Below are 20,392 nucleotides of genomic sequence, written 5' to 3' on the forward strand. Positions count from 1 at the left end.
AAAGAAAATAATAGCCAAGCTGGGATATACATCCATGCTTGACTATTATCTAATAGTTAGTGAAAACTAAAGAACCGCCCTGGTACGGAACCGTATGCCGGGTGGTGTGGGAGGACGGTAAATAAAATAATTATTTACCTCCTACCCGATTTTTTTCTGTTTTTTTGACTTCGTACAATATGGCATCGGCCTTTGCAAGAAAATCCCAAAGACGGTTTCCACTTTGTGGAACACGGTTGAAACATCCCTGGGAAATGGTCAGATGAGGCTGATTACTCGGTGGTGTTTCGGGGAGAAGGAGCGTATGGACGGCTTCTCGAAGATCATTCATAATATCCCGGATCTCATCATTGGTTTTGTTAAAATAAATGATTACAAATTCGTCTCCGCCATAACGGGCTGCAAAAACATCCTGAAATTCAAAAACGGTGCGTTGCAGCAGCTCGGAGAGCGCGCTCAGATAGCGGTCTCCTTCTAAATGACCATAAGTATCATTGATTGTTTTGAAATTATCAATATCCAGAATCTCAACGCCGATGGTCTGGCTGTTTTTGAAGGCTTTTGAGAAGGTTTCTTCCGCGTAGTCATTTAAGTAAGCACGATTTGGAAGTCCCGTCAGGGTATCATGCTGGGATTTAGACAGAAGCTTTTGATTGATATGAAGCAGCTCGTAATGCTGTTTCTGGATCAACTGATTTTCATGATGAATCTGTTCCGCACGGAGAGTTTCTTTACACATCTGGGCATTCTGGTTTTTATAAAGCTGGAAAAGCTGAAGCGAATACTGGGTTAAAGAAGATTCATCATTGCTGTTACGTGCACATTCGATTCGTTCTTCCAATAAAAAACGGAACAAATAGAAGGTGGCCTGTACTGCTTCCGCCTGTGCAATGAAAGCATCCAGAAGAAACATGAGGTCATCGGGCGTGTCCAGTTTTTTGGCAAGCTGGATGTACGCAAGGATATCATCGGAGTAGGCGGTGTAGTTACTGATCTTCTGCAAGGCGGATGTTGCGATGGCCATCTGACGTCTGCTTTCATCTGTATGACCCATTTCAAATTCAAGTGTAGCAAAATAAGTATGGATGACAAAAGTGTCATAAGGAAAATGTTGTTCGTTTAACTGCATCAGATAAGAACGAATAGTGTCAGCGCAATCCATGGCATCCTGTATTTTACCGGATGATAGCAGACAGTATCCTTTATTACACATTGTACATGTAAGTACTTCAATTACATCACTGGCAGGGGTATCGTTGTCTCGAAGCGTGAACTTAATTGCCTCATCGTAATAGAACAGAGCACGTTCATTATTGTTTGTTCTGTGGAAAATGTCTGCCAGATTCGCAGCAGCAATTCCATGTACATAATCCAGTTGATACTGATTACAGATATCGATACTGGATAAAAGATAGTCTACAGCTTTGGAGGAATCTCCCATAGCTTCTGTATATACACCAAGGATATTGTAGGAGCGTGCCACAAACATGTACTCATGCGCTTTCTGCTGATATTTGATTCCATCCAGTGCACAGCGTACTGCCTCAATATGATTATCATCTGCTGCATAATAATGCATCAGGGAATAGTAAGAGAGTGCAAAAAGATAATCGGACTGCTCTTCCGATGCATAAGTCATGAGCTGTTCACAATAGGGCTTGTATTTATGTATTTTTGGTGTGTCAATCAGATAAAATTTATCCTGAATATTTTGAATGCATGCCTGCATTTCCAGCGAAAAATTATCCGGTGTTGTGTAACCGATGACTGGATTGATCATATGTTGCCTCTTTCCAAATGTTATCTCTCGAAAAATATAATATGCTCTATTATACACGAAAACCGAAAATACGCACGTTTTTTTAGCTAAAAAACCGGGAATTTATGGAAGTTTAAGAAATTTCGGCTTTCTATTTGTGAAAACAGTGTAATATTGAAAGCCGGAAGCCTTTAATATATCAGGAACTTTTGCAAAATCATAGGCGACATGTTCCGGTTTATGGGCATCTGCACCGATCGTAATGATTTCTCCACCGAGTTCGCGATACCGTTTTATGATTTCCTCGGTTGGGTTTGGATGTCCTAATCCATATTTAAAACCGGCTGTGTTAATCTCAATGCCTTTTCCTCTGGCAATCAGCTGGCGGAGGATTTCGTCAATGACATCAGCAAACTTTTTATAGCTGTAGTTTTTATTTTTGTTTGGACCGTAGCGTACAACATAGTCAATATGGCCGTATACATCAAAATCCTGATAACATGCGATATTTTCAAGTATGGATTCGAAATATTCAAGATAGCCGTCTTCCTCACGGCGTCCTTCATAAAAACGCGGATAGTAAGGATCTGTGCCATGAACGACATGGGAGGAACCGATAACAAAATCGAAGGGATAGCTTTTGGCAACCTGTGCATTCATGGATGCAACGTGTGGCTGCAGCCCCATTTCGATTCCCCAGTTGATATGGAAACGTCCGGCATATTTATCGCGGAGCGCATATATGGTGTCGTGGTATGCTGGATAGTCCAGTAAAAAAGCATCCGGTTCGTCCGGATAATCCAGATCAAGATGATCCGTAAAACAGATGCCGTCAAGCCCTCTGGAAATTGAGGCAAGAATCATATCTTCCGGCTCGGCATCGCTGTCTCCGGAGAAACGGCAGTGCATATGTGTATCCCAAAGCATAAAAAATCCTCCTGTACTTTCTTTTTACCTATATCATAATGCATATCAAATGGATATGGAAACGGGAAATGCATTTTTGTATAATTCGTACACAAATGTACGTCTGAAAAAACATATAGTGAAAAAATTAACAAAGCCAAAATAAAACACTTGAACTTTCGGAAAGAATTGGGTAAAATAGAGAAAGCTTGGGAATGCTAATTCTCAAAAGATAATTTTTATAATTCTAGGAGGAATTAAAACATGGCAGTAAGAGTAGCAATCAATGGATTCGGCCGTATCGGTCGTCTTGCTTTCAGACAGATGTTCGGAGCAGAAGGATATGAGGTAGTAGCAATCAACGATTTAACAAGCCCTAAAATGTTAGCACACTTGTTAAAATATGATTCTTCTCAGGGTAAATATGAGCACGCTGACGAAGTATCTGCAAGCGATGATTCTATCACAGTATGCGGTAAAGAAATCAAAATTTACGCTTTCCCAGATGCAAACAATTGCCCATGGGGTGAATTAAAAGTTGACGTTGTATTAGAGTGTTCTGGATTCTATACAAGCAAAGAGAAAGCTCAGGCTCACATCAATGCTGGAGCTCGTAAAGTTGTTATCTCTGCACCAGCAGGAAATGACTTACCTACAATCGTTTACAATACAAACCATGAGACATTAAAAGCTTCTGATACAATCATTTCAGCAGCTTCTTGTACAACAAACTGCTTAGCACCAATGGCTGATGCATTAAACAAATATGCACCAATCCAGTCTGGTATCATGTCTACAATCCATGCTTACACAGGAGATCAGATGACTCTTGATGGACCACAGAGAAAAGGTGATTTAAGAAGATCTCGTGCAGCAGCAGTTAACATCGTTCCAAACAGCACTGGAGCAGCTAAAGCAATCGGTTTAGTTATCCCAGAGTTAAACGGAAAATTAATCGGATCTGCACAGCGTGTACCAGTTCCAACAGGTTCTACAACAATCTTAACAGCAGTTGTTAAGAAAGCTGATTTAACAGCAGACGGAATCAACGCAGCTATGAAAGCAGCAGCTAACGAGTCATTCGGATACAATGAGGACTTAATCGTTTCTTCTGATATCGTTGGAATGAGATTCGGTTCTTTATTCGATTCTACTCAGACAATGGTTTCACATATCGCTGATGATCTGTACGAAGTTCAGGTTGTTTCTTGGTATGATAACGAGAACAGCTACACATCTCAGATGGTTCGTACAATCAAATACTTCTCTGAATTAGCATAGTCATTTCAGACTCAACAAGGGTCCGGTCTATCAATGGACCGGGCCTTTTTTTCACATAGGATTACCTATGTGCTTCTAAAAACAATAAGGGAGGACATATCTATGTCATTAAACAAGAAATCTGTTGATGATATCAACGTAAAAGGCCTTCGCGTACTTTGCAGATGCGATTTTAACGTACCTTTAAAAGATGGTAAAATTACAGACGAGAACCGTCTCGTTGCAGCTTTACCTACAATCAAAAAATTAATTGCAGACGGTGGTAAAGTAATCCTTTGCTCACATCTTGGTAAACCAAAGGGAGAGCCAAAGCCAGAATTATCTTTAGCTCCAGTAGCAAAAAGATTATCTGAGTTATTAGGACAGGAAGTTAAATTCGCAGCTGATCCTGAAGTGGTTGGACCAAACGCAAAAGCAGCAGTTGCAGCTATGAAAGACGGAGACGTAATCTTACTTGAGAATACACGTTACAGAGCTGAGGAGACAAAGAATGGTGAAGCATTCTCCAAAGAATTAGCTTCTCTTTGCGATGTATTTGTAAACGATGCATTCGGTACAGCTCACAGAGCTCACTGCTCAAACGTAGGTGTTGCACAGTTAGTTGACACAGCAGTTGTTGGATACTTAATGCAGAAAGAGATTGACTTCCTTGGTAATGCAGTTGAGAATCCAGTAAGACCTTTCGTAGCAATTCTTGGTGGTGCTAAAGTTGCTGACAAATTAAACGTTATCAACAACCTGATCGAGAAATGTGATACCCTGATCATCGGTGGTGGTATGGCATTTACATTCGTAAAAGCACAGGGATACGAAATCGGTAAATCATTAGTTGATGATGAGAAACTTGATTACTGCAAAGAAATGATCGCAAAAGCAGAGAAACTTGGAAAGAAACTGTTACTGCCAGTTGATGCTGTTTGTGTTAAGGAGTTCCCAAACCCAATCGACGCTAAAGTTGATACAATCGTTTGTGACATTGATGCAATTCCAGCTGATACAATGGGATGTGATATCGGACCAAAATCTGCAGCACTTTTTGCTGATGCAGTAAAAGCTGCTAAGACAGTTGTTTGGAACGGACCTATGGGTGTATTTGAGAACCCAACTCTTGCTGAGGGTACATTAAAAGTTGCTCAGGCTTTAGCTGATACAGATGCTACAACAATCATCGGTGGTGGTGATTCCGCAGCAGCTGTTAACCAGATGGGATTCGGCGATAAGATGAGCCATATCTCTACAGGTGGTGGAGCTTCCCTTGAGTTCCTTGAAGGTAAAGAATTACCAGGCGTAGCAGCAGCTAACGATAAATAAAATTTATAAGATTAAGAGGAAAAAATCATGGCAAGAAGAAAAATTGTAGCCGGAAACTGGAAAATGAACATGACTCCAAGTCAGGCTGTTAAATTAGTAGAAGAGTTAAAACCATTAGTTGCATCTGACAGTGTAGATGTTGTTTACTGTGTACCAGCAATCGACATCGTTCCTGTTGTAGAAGCATGCAAGGGCACAAACGTACAGGTTGGTGCAGAGAACATGTACTTCGAAGAGAAAGGTGCTTACACAGGTGAGATTTCTGCAGAGATGTTAGTTGACGCAGGAGTTAAATATGTTGTAATCGGACATTCTGAGAGACGTGATTACTTCAAAGAAGATGACGAGTTATTAAACAAGAAAGTTAAGAAAGCTTTTGAAGCTGGTCTTACACCAATTCTTTGCTGTGGAGAATCATTAGAGCAGAGAGAAATGGGCATTACTCTTGATTGGATCCGTATGCAGATCAAATCTGATCTTGCTGGTGTTACAGCTGAGCAGGTTGCTTCCATGGTTATCGCTTATGAGCCAATCTGGGCTATCGGAACTGGTAAAACAGCTACATCTGATCAGGCAGAGGAAGTTTGCGGCGCAATCCGTGCATGCATCAAAGAAGTATACGATGAAGCTACAGCAGAAGCAGTTCGTATCCAGTACGGCGGATCTGTAAATGCAGGAAATGCAGCTGAGTTATTTGCAAAACCTGACATCGACGGAGGATTAGTTGGTGGAGCTTCTCTGAAAGCTGATTTCGGAAAGATCGTAAACTACTAATAGTTCCATCTGATTTTTATAAGCAGAATACGAAAAGGAGGGGTGTGCGCAACGCATACTTCTCCTTTTTTCATCAAAAGGATATATTGCCATTTTGCAGTAAATAATGTATGATTAGGAAGGCAAAATGGAATGATAGATTCCGGATAGCAAAAGAATATAAGAATAGAAGAGAGGAATTTGGAATGAGCAAAAAACCTGTAGTATTAATGGTTCTTGATGGTTATGGATTAAGCGATAAGACAGAGGGTAATGCAATCGCTTTAGCCAATACCCCGGTTATGGATAAATTAATGAAAGAATGTCCATTTGTTCAGGGCGCTGCATCTGGTCTTGCAGTTGGTCTTCCGGACGGACAGATGGGTAACTCTGAGGTAGGACATATGAATATCGGTGCAGGCCGTATTATTTATCAGGATCTTACCAGAATTACAAAAGCAATCAACGATGGAGATTTCTTTAAGAATGAGGTGCTTCTTCAGGCAATGGACAATTGCAAGAAGAATGATTCAGCTCTTCATTTATGGGGACTTCTTTCGGATGGTGGTGTACACAGCCATATTGAGCATCTCTATGGACTTCTTGAGATGGCAAAGAAGAATGGTCTTCAGAAAGTATATGTACATGCTTTCTTAGATGGTCGTGATACTCCTCCGGCTTCTGGAAAGAGTTATATCGAGCAGTTACAGAATAAGATGGATGAGATTGGTGTAGGTAAGATCGCTTCTTTATCCGGACGTTATTATGCAATGGATCGTGATAACAACTGGGATCGTGTTGAGAAAGCTTACGATGCATTGACAGCAGGAGAAGGCGTACAGGCTGAGAATGCTGTGAAAGCAATGGAAGATTCTTATGCGAAGGATGTTACAGACGAGTTTGTTCTTCCAACAGTAATCACAGAGAATGGTGCTCCGGTTGCTACCGTAAAAGCGAATGATTCCGTCATCTTCTTTAACTTCCGCCCAGACCGTGCACGTGAGATGACGAGAGCATTCTGTGACGATAAATTTACAGGATTCGAGAGAAAAACAGGATTTCTTCCACTTACTTTTGTATGTTTCAAAGATTATGACGAGACAATTCCAAATAAGCTTGTTGCATTCCAGAAAGAGGATATCAAGAATACATTTGGTGAGTATATTGCAAAATGTGGCAAAAAACAGCTTCGTCTTGCTGAGACAGAGAAATATGCACATGTTACATTTTTCTTTAATGGTGGAGTTGAGGAGCCAAATGTGGATGAGGCCCGCTTGCTTGTAAACTCTCCAAAAGATGTTGCAACTTATGATCTGAAGCCGGAAATGAGTGCTCCTGAAGTTGGAATGGATTTAGTAGAGGCAATCAAATCTGATAAATATGATGTGATCGTAATCAACTTTGCCAACCCGGATATGGTTGGTCATACTGGGGTAATCCCTGCAGCTGTAAAAGCAGTTGAGCGTGTGGACAGCCTTGTAGGTGATGCAGTGAATGCTGTAAAAGAAGTTGGTGGTGTACTGTTCATTTGTGCAGATCATGGTAATGCAGAGAAGATGATCGATTACGAAACAGGTAAACCTCATACTGCTCATACAACAAATCCGGTTCCATTTATCCTTGTAAATGCGGATCCTTCCATGAAGCTTCGCGAGGGTGGATGTCTTGCAGATATTGCGCCTACACTGCTTGAGCTTATGGGATTAGAGCAGCCTGCTGAAATGACAGGTAAGTCTCTGATCGTAAAATAAGATACGATATCAGATTGTGAAAATAAACAAAACAGACTTTGAAGTTTTAAACAAAAACAGAGGCTTCAAAGTCTGTTTTTTGTTTAGATTAAGATTTTATGGTGTTGTGATTAGCAGTGATAAAGCGGATTATAAGAATAACTAATAAAAGAGAAAAAGTATACAAAAATACTTATAAAACACTCTGGATTTTCTAACATGCACAGAGGCTCCAAATCCCCCAAACGCATTGACTTTGCAAAACGCGCTGTATTATAATTTGCTTGGATAATTAAACTATGCCAAACAAAGAAAGCATAAGATGGAGGACAAAGATGAGTATTCAGGAATTTAAACCATTTAAAGAGGGTAAAGTCAGAGAAGTATATGAGAATGGAGACAGTTTGATCATTGTTGCAACAGATCGTATTTCTGCATTCGACAACATCTTAAAGAACAAGATTACTGACAAGGGTGCAATTCTTACACAGATGTCTAGATTCTGGTTTGATTTTACAAAGGATGTAGTGCCAAACCACATGCTTTCTGTTGATGTAAAAGATATGCCTGAATTTTTCCAGCAGGAAAGATTCGACGGAAACAGTATGATGTGCAAGAAGCTTGAGATGCTTCCAATCGAGTGCATCGTGCGTGGATATATTACCGGAAGCGGCTGGGCAAGTTATAAAGAGAACGGAACAGTATGCGGAATCAAACTTCCAGAAGGACTGGTTGAGTCAGATAAGCTTCCTGAGCCGATTTATACACCAAGTACAAAAGCTGATCTTGGAGATCATGATGAGAATATTTCATTTGAGCAGAGTGTTGAGGTACTTGAGAAAATCTATCCTGGAAAAGGAAAAGATTATGCAACACAGATCAAGGATTGTACGATTGCTCTTTACAAGAAATGTGCAGAATATGCATTAAGCAAAGGAATTATCATTGCAGATACCAAATTTGAGTTCGGTCTGGATGAGTATGGCAAGGTTGTTCTGGGCGATGAGATGCTTACACCGGACAGCTCAAGATTCTGGCCATTAGAAGGATACAAACCAGGTCAGGGACAGCCTTCTTTCGATAAACAGTATGTAAGAGACTGGCTGAAAGCAAATCCGGACAATGATTTCTTACTTCCAGATGAAATCGTAGAGAAAACAGTTGATAAATATAAAGAAGCATATCAGCTTTTAACAGGTACTCCTTTTACCAGATAAAAAAGACAGGGAGCAGACAAGGGATGAACGATATGAATTTAGAAAAGTCCTCCCCATGGGATGGACTTCATGAGGAATGCGGCGTATTCGGAATGTATGATTTCGATGGAAATGACGTAGCATCTACCATATATTATGGTTTATTTGCATTACAGCACAGAGGACAGGAAAGCTGTGGTATTGCAGTCAGTGAAACAAGCGGACCAAAAGGAAAGATCACAACCTATAAAGGAATGGGGCTTGTAAATGAGGTCTTTACACCGGATACTTTAGAGACATTAAAAGGAAATCTCGGAGTTGGTCATGTGCGTTATTCGACAGCTGGAGCATCTACCAGAGAAAATGCTCAGCCACTTGTACTGAATTATGTAAAGGGAACACTTGCCCTTGCGCATAACGGTAATCTGATTAATGCAAACGAATTAAGAAGAGACTTAGAGTATACAGGTGCAATCTTCCAGACAACAATTGATTCAGAGGTCATTGCATATCACATTGCAAGAGAACGTCTGAATTCCCATTCAGCAGAAGAGGCAGTAAGACGTGCATGTCAGAAGCTGAAAGGTGCCTATGCACTGGTCGTAGCAAGCCCGAGAAAACTGATCGGAGCCAGAGATCCGTTTGGATTTAAGCCTCTTTGCATTGGAAAACGTGATAATTCTTACATTATCACATCAGAAACATGCGCACTGGATACGATTGGTGCAGAGTTTGTACGTGATGTCAGACCAGGTGAAGTTGTTACGATCACAAAAGACGGAGGGATCGAATCCGATACTTCCATGTGCCTTCCGGAAGAAAAAGAAGCAAGATGTGTTTTTGAATACATTTATTTTGCAAGACCGGACAGCCATATTGACGGACTGAGCGTATATGCAAGCCGAATCAAGGCAGGAAGATTCCTGGCACAGGACAGCCCGGTGGAAGCAGATCTGGTTACCGGTGTACCGGAATCCGGTAATGCAGCAGCACTTGGATATTCCATGGAATCCGGAATCCCTTATGGAACCGCTTTTGTTAAGAATGGTTATGTGGGAAGAACCTTTATCAAACCAAAACAAAGCAGCCGTGAATCCAGTGTTCAGGTAAAATTGAACGTGTTGAAAGAGGCAGTTGCTGGCAAACGTGTGATCATGATCGATGATTCAATCGTGCGTGGTACAACATCAGACCGTATCGTCCGGATGTTAAGAGAGGCAGGGGCAACAGAAGTTCATGTACGTATCAGCTCTCCACCATTTTTATGGCCATGCTATTTCGGAACCGATATTCCAGAAAGAGAGCAGTTGATCGCATATAACAGATCGATCGATGAGATCTGCGAGATTATTGGAGCAGATTCACTTGGATATCTGGATATTGACCGTCTGTCCCAGATGGTTGACGGACGCCCGATCTGCAAAGGATGCTTTAACGGTGTATATCCGATGGAGCCGCCAAAAGAGGACATCCGTGGAGACTATTTTGACAAAGAGATTAATCTTTCCAGAAAATTAGAGCGTATGTAAAAGAGGATTAAGAGGAGAATATTTTATGAGTACAGATAGATATACAAGTCCGTTATCTGAGCGTTATGCAAGCAAAGAGATGCAGTATATTTTTTCACAGGATATGAAGTTTACAACCTGGAGAAAATTATGGATCGCACTTGCTGAGACAGAGATGGAGCTTGGATTAAGTGAAGATGGCAAACCGGTTATTACACAGGAACAGATTGACGAGTTGAAAGCACATGTGAATGACATTAATTATGATGTTGCAAAAGAGCGTGAAAAGCTGGTACGTCATGATGTTATGAGTCATGTATATGCATATGGAAAACAGTGTCCGAAAGCAGCCGGAATCATCCATCTTGGAGCAACTTCCTGCTACGTAGGAGATAACACCGATATTATCATTATGAATGAGGCATTAAAACTTGTTCATAAGAAGCTGATCAGCGTAATTAACGAACTTGCCAACTTCGCTGAGAAATACAAAGATCTTCCAACTCTTGCATTTACACATTTCCAGCCAGCACAGCCGACAACCGTTGGTAAACGTGCCACTCTCTGGACACAGGAATTTATGATGGATCTTGAAGATCTTGAATATGTTCAGAAATCCCTGAAATTACTTGGTTCAAAAGGAACAACCGGAACACAGGCAAGCTTTTTGGAACTTTTTGATGGTGACAATGAAGTAATCGACAAAATTGATCCAATGATCGCAAAGAAAATGGGATTTGATTCCTGCTATCCGGTTTCCGGACAGACTTATTCCAGAAAAGTAGATACACGTGTGGCAAACATTCTTGCCGGAATTGCGGCTTCTGCACATAAGATGTCAAACGATATTCGTTTATTACAGCATCTGAAAGAAGTGGAAGAACCATTTGAGAAGAATCAGATCGGATCTTCTGCAATGGCTTACAAGAGAAATCCAATGAGAAGTGAGCGTATCGCATCTCTGTCCAGATATGTTATGGTAGATGCATTAAATCCAGCAATCACTTCTGCAACACAGTGGTTTGAAAGAACGCTGGATGATTCTGCAAATAAACGTCTTTCTATCCCGGAAGGATTCCTTGCAATCGATGGAATTCTGGATCTGTGCCTGAATGTTGTTGATGGACTTGTTGTATATCCAAAAGTAATTGAGAAACATTTCATGAGCGAGATCCCATTTATGGCAACTGAGAACATTATGATGGATGCTGTAAAACGTGGTGGCAACAGACAGGAACTTCATGAGAAGATTCGTCAGCTTTCTATGGAAGCAGGAAAAAATGTCAAGGTAGAAGGAAAAGAGAACAATCTGATCGATCTGATCGCAGCAGATCCTTCTTTTGGACTTACCAAAGAAGAACTCCAGGCAACTTTAGAGCCATCCAGATACGTGGGACGTGCTCCACGTCAGGTTGAGGTATTCTTAAGAGATGTTGTAAAACCTGTTCTGGATGCACATAAAGATGAGATGGGTGTGAAAGCCGAGATTAATGTATAAAAAAGAACTGATTACAGAAATCGTTTCGTGTGAATAAAAAAAGCCTCTCTGGTTACAATGAAACTGAGTGCTTTGTGTAATACAAAGCAAAGATTCATGGAACAGGGAGGCTTTTTTATGTCATTGATGATTCAGATTGTTGACATTCACGGAAGAGAAATACTTGATTCGAGGGGAAATCCGACAATCGAGGTGGAAGTAACGGCACAGACAGAGACGACAGGAAAGAAAATAACAGCAATAGAATCAGTTCCATCTGGGGCCAGCACAGGAAAGTTTGAGGCCGTGGAGCTTAGGGATGGTAATCCGAGATATTTTGGACTTGGAGTATTAAATGTGGTGGATCATATTAATAATCGGATCCGTAAGGAACTTCTTGGGATGAATGTTCTGGATCAGGTAAAGATTGACCGCAGAATTATCGAACTGGATGGTACGGATAATAAAGAGAATCTTGGAGCAAATGCGACACTCGGGGTTTCACTTGCCTGCGCATCCTGTGCGGCAAAGGCTCTGGATATGCCGTTATTCCGTTATTTGGGAGGAACCAATGCAAAGCGTCTGCCAAGACCGATGATGAATGTGATAAACGGAGGCGTACACGCGGCAAATCTGCTTGATTTTCAGGAGTTTATGATTGTCCCGGTCAGTGCTTCCACATTTTCTGAGGCTCTGCGAATGGGAGCGGAAGTGTACCATTATCTGAAACTGCTTTTGCATGAGGATGGAATGCTTACAGCGGTTGGAGATGAAGGCGGTTTTGCACCGGATCTTCACACGGCGGATGAAGTATTCCGATATTTAACAAAAGCAGTGGAAAAGGCAGGGTATAAGCCGGGAGAAGATATTGCATTTGCGATGGATGCTGCAGCAAGCGAGCTGTATGATGAAGAACGGGATGTTTATATTTTCCCGGGAGAAGAAGTGATACGAAGTGCGGATGAGATGATCAGTCTGTATGAACATTTAATTGATGAGTATCCGCTTATCTCAATCGAAGATGGATTAAACGAGGAAGCGTGGGAAGGATGGCAGAAACTGAAGCAACGGATTGGAGACAGGGTAATGCTTGTTGGCGATGATCTGTTTGTGACAAACAGTAAACGGATCCGCTGCGGAATAGAACTGGATGCAGCGAATGCGGTGCTGGTAAAGGTCAATCAGATCGGAACCCTGACGGAGGCAATGGATGCGATTGAGCTCTGCCACAGAGCCGGTTATCAGTCGATCATATCGCACAGATCAGGAGAGACAGAAGGCAGTTTTATCTCAGATCTTGCAGTGGCAGTAAATTCGGGATATATAAAGAGCGGAGCGCCATGCAGAGGCGAACGAACTGCAAAATATAATGAACTTCTTCGGATTGAAGAGCAGCTTACACTTGCAAAATTTGAAAAACGATAGTTTGATGCAGGCAGTGCTGAGTGTGAAGTATAAAAAATAGTTGAAATACACCTTCTGGTATGATATACTTTGATAAGTTACGAGTATTGGAAAGCAGGAGGTGTAGATCGTGAGTATCTTACATACGATTTTAACTATAGTTTTTATTATAATCAGTATTGCAATTACAGTTGTTATCTTAATGCAGGAAGGTAAGTCAGCAGGACTTGGAGCAATCAGTGGTGCCGCTGACACATACTGGGGCAAGAACAAAGGACGTTCCATGGAAGGTGTTCTTGTAAAGGTTACAAGAGTTGGCGTAATCCTTTTCCTCGTACTTGCTGCGGTGTTAGATTTAGGAATCTGGTAGAATACTTAAGAGGCTGTCGTTGATATACGATGGCTTCTTTTTTTGAGGAAAACACATGAGAAAAGAAGAAAAAGATTTATTTGAACAGAGAAAACGAATGGTATATGAATTCATCTGTGACGACATGTACGTACCGATGAAGATTAAAGAAATCGCAATTGTACTTGGCGTATCCAGGGCTGAACGGGAAGAACTTGTCAAAGTACTGGATGCACTTATCGCAGATGGCAAGATCGCAATCTCCAAGCGCGGTAAGTATGCAAAAGCAGAAGCAAAGATTATAACCGGTGTGTTTACTGCGCATCCCAAAGGGTTTGGCTTTGTAACGGTTGATGGAGAAGAGGAAGATATCTTTATTCCAGCGGATCAGGTACATGGTGCAATGCATATGGACACTGTACAGATCACGATTGCACCAAAGACCAGTGGAAAACGAAAAGAAGGCTCCGTGGTAAAAATCCTTGAAAGAGGAATGAACCATGTTGTCTGCACATATGAAGCAAGTAAGAATTTTGGATTTGCAGTTCCGGATAATCCGAAATTCGGTAAGGATATTTTTATTCCGATTGAACGCTCCAAGGGTGCTGTTGCAGGACATAAAGTTGTAGTGGAAATCACAAATTACGGTGGAAAAGATAAGAAACCAGAGGGAAAAGTGGTGGAGATCCTGGGTCATATCAATGATCCGGGAACAGATATTCTTTCCATCGTCCGGGCTTATGATATGCCTGTGGAATTCTCTGAAAAGATCATGAACCAGGTGGAACGGGTGTCAAACGAAGTATCAGATGCGGATATGGCAGGCAGAATGGACATCCGTGACTGGCAGATGGTGACGATTGACGGAGAGGATGCGAAAGATCTTGATGATGCGGTTTCCCTGACGATGGATGGAGAGAATTATAAGCTTGGTGTTCATATTGCGGATGTATCCAACTACGTACAGGAACACAGTGCACTGGATGTAGAAGCCTTAAAACGTGGAACCTCTGTATATCTGGTGGATCGTGTAATCCCAATGCTGCCACATAAGCTTTCCAATGGAATCTGCTCTCTGAATCAGGGAGAAAACCGTCTTGCGCTCAGCTGCATTATGACGATTAATCCAAAAGGAGAAGTGATTGACCACAAGATTGCGGAAACAGTAATCCGGGTAGACCGCAGAATGAGCTATACTGTGGTGAAAAAGATCCTCGAAGAACAGGATCCGGAACTGAGAAAAGAATATGAGCCACTTGTTCCAATGTTTGAAAGGATGCGTGATCTCGCGGCAATTTTGCGGAAAAAACGCATGAAACGGGGCTCTATCGATTTTGATTTCCCAGAGACAAAGGTGATACTGGATGACAAAGGAAAGCCCGTTGAAATCAAACCGTATGACCGCAATGTGGCAACCAAGATCATTGAAGATTTTATGCTGATCGCGAATGAGACGGTTGCACAGGACTTTTTCTGGCAGGAGATTCCTTTCGTATATCGTACACATGATAATCCGGATAGTGAGAAAATCCATAAACTTGGAACCTTCATTAATAACTTTGGGTATTCCATTCATATTGGACAGGATGAAATCCATCCGAAAGAACTTCAGAAATTACTGCTGAAGATCGAAGGAACACCGGAAGAGGCGTTAATCAGCCGACTGACATTGCGTTCAATGAAACAGGCAAAATATACAACGACCAATACCGGACATTTTGGACTGGCTACAAATTATTACTGCCATTTTACTTCGCCAATCCGAAGATATCCGGATCTTCAGATCCACAGGATCATCAAAGAGACACTGCGAGGACGGATGAACGGAAAACGGATCGACCATTATGAAAAACTGCTTCCGGAGGTTGCAAAACATTCCAGTGAAATGGAGCGCCGGGCAGACGAGGCAGAACGGGAAACAATCAAACTGAAAAAGGTTGAATTTATGGAAGATCATATTGGAGAACAGTTTGAAGGTGTGATTTCCGGTGTGACAGAGTGGGGATTTTTCGTGGAACTTCCAAATACGGTAGAAGGACTGGTGCGCGTCACGGAACTGCACGATGATTTTTATCAGTATTATGAAGATACTTATGAACTGGTTGGTGAAGTGACAAACCGACGTTATAAACTCGGTCAGAAAGTAAAAGTGGAACTTGTGGCAACCGATAAGATCATGAGGACGATCGATTTTATCCTTGCATAATTTATAAACTTTTCACGGTTGGTTTATTGATTTTTTTACGAAAATCATATATTCTATAATTCGGACACGGAAACAGAACGAGACGTTCCGTAAGGGAAAGGAGGATGCCAGTCATGGCAAAGGAAGCAAGAAAGCTGATTGCAAACAACAAAAAAGCGCGTCATGATTATTTTCTCGAAGAGACCTTCGAAGCCGGCATCAGCCTTCACGGAACCGAAGTGAAATCTCTTCGTATGGGAAAATGCAGTATCAAAGAAGCATTTATTCATATAGAGGATGGAGAGGTTATTCTGTATGGAATGCATATCAGTCCGTATGAGAAAGGCAATATATTTAATAAGGATCCTCTCAGACCTAAGAAGCTTTTACTTCATAAGAAAGAGATCCAGAAGCTGGTTGGAAGAATCGCACAAAAGGGATACACACTTGTTCCAGTAGAGGTGTATTTCAAAGGAAGCCTGGTGAAAGTCCAGATCGCTCTTGCAAAAGGTAAGAAGCTATATGACAAGCGTCAGGACATTGCGAAAAAGGATCAGCGCCGCGAAGCAGAGAGGGACTTCAAAGTCCGTAATCTGGGTTAGCGGATGATATCAGACATCTATGGCGGCATTGCCGTCTGGATCATATATATTTGGGCTAGTAAAGGTTTCGACGGGGGAACTGAAGCTGGAGAAGCGAGTCGCATGCAATGCGTGAAATGGCAAAACTAAAATTAAACGCTGAAGATAATTTAGCATACGCTGCCTAATGGCAGCAGTCCACTCTAGAGCACTCACACTTTAGAATCTGGGCTTCGACCATGTGAGAAACGACATGAGCAAAGCTTTGAACTCATGGGCGTATCATGAAGCTACTGAAACCGCAAGGATGTTTGTTTTCGTGTGGCAGAGGGAATGTGAAATAACAAACTACGCTCGTAGAAGGACAGGGGATTTTCTTTCGGACACGGGTTCGATTCCCGTCTAGTCCACGCAAAAAACACCGTATTTACGGTGTTTTTTTATTATCGTGTTGCATTTCGTGTTGCATAAATGCTTCAAATTCTTTTACAGAATCTGGAGTATCCTTCTTATCGAACAAGGTTAGCCAACTTTGATACTTTTTATTTTGCTCTGGATTTTTATTTAGCAAAGATGCATTAAAGTAGTCATCAATTTTTTTATCTACTTCTGATCGTGCTGTTTTAAATTGCTGTACATAGTTACTTTTCATGGTTTTGTCGGTTTTCCATCCGCCACGATCCTGAGCATAATTGTCTGGCACATTCAGCATGGCCATTACAGACGCACTCACGTGCCTTAAATCGTGAAAAGACATATGAGGCAGACCATTCTTCTTAAGAAGGTACGAAAAGCGGTTAGAGATTGCTTTACCGCTTAATGTGACAAGCCTGTCAGTTTCTACATTGTCGATTAGTTCTTTTATATAGTCTGGAATAGTGAGCATTCTGTTTCGCTTTTGATTCTTGGCTATGCTTTTATCGATGTCTTTCCCATTAACATGCACCGTAACTTTGTCTATATATATACAGTTTCCTTTTATGGAACCGGATTTGGTTAATCCTTTTATTTCAGACATCGTAAAACTTAACCACATTGCAAGCAGCACTGGAAGTTCAATCTCTGTACCTTTAACCACATTAAATATGGTTTCCGGCATGGATATGTTATTTACCTTGGTGGATGCCTGCGGAAGTTTTACATTAATTTCAAATGGGTAGAACTCATGTATTACTGTAGATATTAAGCCAAATTCGTTTTTTACTGTTTTCGCTCCAATTGGTTTTCCTTTGCTTTTAGTTGATCTGGAAGGGCGCGAACATTCTTCGTTTATGGCATTTTGCAATACATCATTATTCAAAGAGGATAGTTTTTTGTCCATCAATGATTGAAAACCATATTTCTGAATTGTCCGGTATCCGTCTATGGTGGTTTCTGAAAGCTGCGGATATTTTTTAATATATCTGTCTATAGCTTCGGTCACGGTGATGGTAGCAGTAGACCGGTTTCGCTGTTCTTTTGTTGCTGCATATTCAGCAGCGGCCATTTCGCATCTACGTCGCCCGGATGGAGACGGATCATCATCTGTAAAAGACTTATATTTTCTTTTCCCGTTTGCATCCGTATAATCATAGACCAAGCATCGCCATGATCCAGAAGGCAATTTTTTTGCTTTTGCCATAATGTATCATCCTTTCTACATGTATAAGATCAAAATTGGGTACAAAAATAACAGCCAGCCGGAACGAGTGTTCCGCTTGCGTTTGGCTGCTACGAATGATACAATATGCTTGCTTAGGGCTTTCGTATCATTCGGAAGCATTACCGTCCTGCTTTGGTAGAGTGGGGCGGTTTTTTTCATTCATTTAAATCTGAAATTACTGTATCGTATAAATCTCCTACATATTTTATATTTGCGTCATCCATCTGATCGTAATATTCTTCCAATGTGGATATAAAAGAGTGGAATCTGTTTCTGCGTCCTTTTATGGTTTTAAGGACAGAAGCTTTAACGGATACATCAGTATAATATCGGTCAATCATATCATGGATAGCTGCTTGTTTTTTGGATACTACTTGCGCCTTTAACTTGGCAGGAGATTGACCGGTGTACTTTGGACCTTGAATTGCAACAAGCTCATCTATTTTCTTTTCCATAAGTTCATACCGTTCAAAAAAAGTATCTGGATTTTTTGTGTTATTTACAATATTGACGCAATCTTGAATTATTCGTAAATTCTGCTCTGGATATACCATAGTTCCCTCTTCGACAGCTGATGGAATCTCCGGTTGTTGTTCTTTTGCAAAGGTATCGTAATTGCTATATACTTTCTTCCATTTGTTAAATAGATAAAAGAATAATATACCGAACAAAATAAAAAATATTCCTCCAAATGCTAATGTTGGAATCCCGATTATTAAACATATTATTCCAGCGATAAGAGCGAGGATATAAGAAAATTTATAACTTCCTTTAGAAGATACTTTTTTCTTTTCTACAATATAGCCTTTTTCTGCTGATGATCCAGAAGCATTTCTGCCAGAAGAATCTCCAACTTTTGAAGAATAGGACAATCCGGTTCCGGGAAGTGATGCGCGTACCCTTGTTCCGGTTTGGGAATTCACGGAGAAGCCACCATATTTACTTCCAACGCTTACACCAACACTTTTTTCCCCAATATTTAGTTTTACACCAGGTGCGATTTTAACGCTTTTTCTAAATCTCATTCCCATAGGTATTTCCTCCTTCTATTGTCTTGAAAGTCATTATTTTCTCAGAATATCCAGCCAATCTTGCGATCTGCTTAGAAGTCATGCCCGGATGATCGTATACTAATTCATCGGGGATCAAAAGTTCGGCTGCGAAAGTATTGGCTTCATTTTCGAATTTGTTCGTGTTAAATAAGGTGTGACTATCCATATATAGTGCATTCGCTTTTTTATGTAAAAACAAATGCCCCAATTCATGAGCACACACGAAAGTCTTTTCAGATTTCGGTAGGTTTTCATCAATATATATAATATGGTTTCTTTGAAAATATTGGTAAAACCCGCGAACACCTTCAAGTGGAGCATATACCAATATTGCATTTTTCTGTTCAAGAATTTCGAACGGATTCCGTGTGCCATATTTTTTCACTATGGATTTTACTTGATCGCGAATATTCATTAAATATCACTTATCCTTTTTATACTTTTTAGGTGTGTAAAGCTCTTTGTTCCTTTTCTTGCCCATTTCCATCCCGACCTGCATAGCAGAGATAATTGATTCTACAGCTTCCGGCGTTGCCGGTACGCCATCAAACATTAACCCTTCCTGCCTTAGCAATGCTTCTGTATTTGAGAGTATAGCGCCTATTTCTTTTTCATCACGTTTAGTAAGTGGTTCGGAGTTTTTCCCAGTCATAAGGTATTCGACGCTTACCCCAAAGAAATCAGCAAGTTTTTTCATGTTTTCTGTTTTTGGAGTACTGCGTCCTCTTTTCCAATCACTTAATGTTGACTGAGTTACCCCTGTTTCTTTTGCCACTTTGTAAGCGGACAACCCATGCTTTTGTAATAATTGTTCAAAAATCTCATACATAATTTGTTCACCTTTCACAAATAACAAAAATACATCGAAAAACCGATAAAAATACGTTGACATTATCGGAAATGCGTAGTATAGTATGAGCATGCAAAGGAAAACCGATAAAATCCGATGCATACTACGGAAATGTTGTTTACTTCGTTTGACAAGCAGAGTATATCACATTTCCGTAGTATTAACAATATGGAAGGTGGTGTAATTTTGTACAAAAAATTTGCAGAATTGTTGGATAATACCAACAAAACGGTATATTCGGTGTCGAAAGACACAGGCATTCCGCAATCGACATTAAGTGATTGGAAAAGAGGACGAAGTACCCCGAAAGTGGACAAGCTTAAGATCCTTGCTGATTATTTTGGAGTATCAGTTGAATATTTCTTGGATGACAACAAGCAGCAAAGGAGAAAATGAAGGGAGATGAGA

At 40.8% G+C, this 20,392-nt stretch carries 18 protein-coding genes and 1 other RNA gene; 13 read left to right on the forward strand and 6 right to left on the reverse strand.

Going from position 1 to position 20,392, the window contains the following annotated elements; translation table 11 throughout:
- Positions 1-130: 130 nt before the first annotated feature.
- The gene (locus FYJ75_RS00005; protein WP_154427555.1) at positions 131-1,780 is read right to left on the reverse strand and encodes a tetratricopeptide repeat-containing diguanylate cyclase; all 1,650 of its coding nucleotides are present in this window, start codon (positions 1,778-1,780) and stop codon (positions 131-133) included.
- 102 nt (positions 1,781-1,882) lie between these two features.
- Positions 1,883-2,686 (reverse strand): histidinol-phosphatase HisJ family protein, encoded by an 804-nt coding sequence (locus tag FYJ75_RS00010; RefSeq protein WP_154427557.1) that lies wholly within the window; start codon positions 2,684-2,686, stop codon positions 1,883-1,885.
- Between the two features lie 243 nt (positions 2,687-2,929).
- On the opposite strand from FYJ75_RS00010, the gene gap reads away from it, so the two are divergent.
- The 12 genes from gap (at position 2,930) to ssrA (ending at position 16,853) form a co-directional block, all read left to right on the forward strand.
- Positions 2,930-3,946 carry a type I glyceraldehyde-3-phosphate dehydrogenase gene (gene gap / locus FYJ75_RS00015; RefSeq protein WP_154427568.1) on the forward strand — a complete coding sequence of 339 codons (1,017 nt, stop codon included), beginning with the start codon at positions 2,930-2,932 and terminating at the stop codon, positions 3,944-3,946.
- Between the two features lie 102 nt (positions 3,947-4,048).
- Positions 4,049-5,257: a phosphoglycerate kinase gene (locus FYJ75_RS00020; protein WP_154427570.1), complete on the forward strand. Its 1,209-nt coding sequence runs from the start codon at positions 4,049-4,051 to the stop codon at positions 5,255-5,257.
- Positions 5,258-5,284: 27 nt separating this feature from the next.
- Entirely contained in the window at positions 5,285-6,031 is a 747-nt protein-coding gene (gene tpiA / locus FYJ75_RS00025) for a triose-phosphate isomerase (RefSeq protein WP_154427572.1), read from the forward strand.
- Between the two features lie 185 nt (positions 6,032-6,216).
- Positions 6,217-7,761, forward strand: coding sequence for a 2,3-bisphosphoglycerate-independent phosphoglycerate mutase (gpmI, locus tag FYJ75_RS00030; RefSeq protein ID WP_154427574.1), 1,545 nt, complete (start codon positions 6,217-6,219; stop codon positions 7,759-7,761).
- Between the two features lie 314 nt (positions 7,762-8,075).
- Positions 8,076-8,957 carry a phosphoribosylaminoimidazolesuccinocarboxamide synthase gene (locus tag FYJ75_RS00035; RefSeq protein WP_154427576.1) on the forward strand — a complete coding sequence of 294 codons (882 nt, stop codon included), beginning with the start codon at positions 8,076-8,078 and terminating at the stop codon, positions 8,955-8,957.
- A gap of 32 nt (positions 8,958-8,989) precedes the next feature.
- Complete coding sequence (gene purF, locus FYJ75_RS00040) at positions 8,990-10,465, forward strand: amidophosphoribosyltransferase (RefSeq protein WP_154427578.1); 1,476 nt, start codon at positions 8,990-8,992, stop codon at positions 10,463-10,465.
- Positions 10,466-10,490: 25 nt separating this feature from the next.
- Positions 10,491-11,942, forward strand: a complete 1,452-nt coding sequence (purB, locus tag FYJ75_RS00045; protein ID WP_154427580.1) for an adenylosuccinate lyase — start codon at positions 10,491-10,493, stop codon at positions 11,940-11,942.
- A 117-nt stretch (positions 11,943-12,059) separates the two neighbouring features.
- Positions 12,060-13,346, forward strand: a complete 1,287-nt coding sequence (eno, locus tag FYJ75_RS00050) for a phosphopyruvate hydratase (protein ID WP_154427582.1) — start codon at positions 12,060-12,062, stop codon at positions 13,344-13,346.
- Positions 13,347-13,455: 109 nt separating this feature from the next.
- Positions 13,456-13,695 (forward strand): preprotein translocase subunit SecG, encoded by a 240-nt coding sequence (gene secG / locus FYJ75_RS00055; RefSeq protein ID WP_328596798.1) that lies wholly within the window; start codon positions 13,456-13,458, stop codon positions 13,693-13,695.
- 55 nt (positions 13,696-13,750) lie between these two features.
- Positions 13,751-15,880 carry a ribonuclease R gene (gene rnr, locus FYJ75_RS00060; protein ID WP_154427584.1) on the forward strand — a complete coding sequence of 710 codons (2,130 nt, stop codon included), beginning with the start codon at positions 13,751-13,753 and terminating at the stop codon, positions 15,878-15,880.
- A 113-nt stretch (positions 15,881-15,993) separates the two neighbouring features.
- Complete coding sequence (smpB, locus tag FYJ75_RS00065; RefSeq protein ID WP_154427586.1) at positions 15,994-16,461, forward strand: SsrA-binding protein SmpB; 468 nt, start codon at positions 15,994-15,996, stop codon at positions 16,459-16,461.
- A 52-nt stretch (positions 16,462-16,513) separates the two neighbouring features.
- Positions 16,514-16,853, forward strand: a transfer-messenger RNA (tmRNA) gene (ssrA, locus tag FYJ75_RS00070).
- Positions 16,854-16,867: 14 nt separating this feature from the next.
- On the opposite strand, the gene FYJ75_RS00075 is transcribed toward ssrA, so the two are convergent.
- The 4 genes from FYJ75_RS00075 to FYJ75_RS00090 form a co-directional block, all read right to left on the reverse strand.
- Complete coding sequence (locus FYJ75_RS00075) at positions 16,868-18,061, reverse strand: tyrosine-type recombinase/integrase (RefSeq protein WP_154427588.1); 1,194 nt, start codon at positions 18,059-18,061, stop codon at positions 16,868-16,870.
- Between the two features lie 176 nt (positions 18,062-18,237).
- Positions 18,238-19,113, reverse strand: coding sequence for a DUF4236 domain-containing protein (locus FYJ75_RS00080; RefSeq protein WP_154427590.1), 876 nt, complete (start codon positions 19,111-19,113; stop codon positions 18,238-18,240).
- On the reverse strand, positions 19,097-19,549 hold the full coding sequence (locus FYJ75_RS00085) for an ImmA/IrrE family metallo-endopeptidase (protein WP_154427592.1): 453 nt from the start codon (positions 19,547-19,549) through the stop codon (positions 19,097-19,099). Before FYJ75_RS00085 ends, FYJ75_RS00080 begins: the two co-directional genes overlap by 17 nt.
- 6 nt (positions 19,550-19,555) lie before the next feature.
- Positions 19,556-19,963: a helix-turn-helix domain-containing protein gene (locus tag FYJ75_RS00090; RefSeq protein WP_154427594.1), complete on the reverse strand. Its 408-nt coding sequence runs from the start codon at positions 19,961-19,963 to the stop codon at positions 19,556-19,558.
- 207 nt (positions 19,964-20,170) lie between these two features.
- Here FYJ75_RS00090 and FYJ75_RS00095 point away from each other — a divergent pair, with 207 nt between their 5' ends.
- Positions 20,171-20,380, forward strand: coding sequence for a helix-turn-helix domain-containing protein (locus FYJ75_RS00095; protein WP_154427596.1), 210 nt, complete (start codon positions 20,171-20,173; stop codon positions 20,378-20,380).
- Positions 20,381-20,392 lie beyond the last annotated feature (12 nt).

Origin of the sequence: Roseburia porci, from assembly GCF_009695765.1 — a bacterium.
GTDB classification, from domain to species: Bacteria; Bacillota; Clostridia; order Lachnospirales; family Lachnospiraceae; genus Roseburia; species Roseburia porci.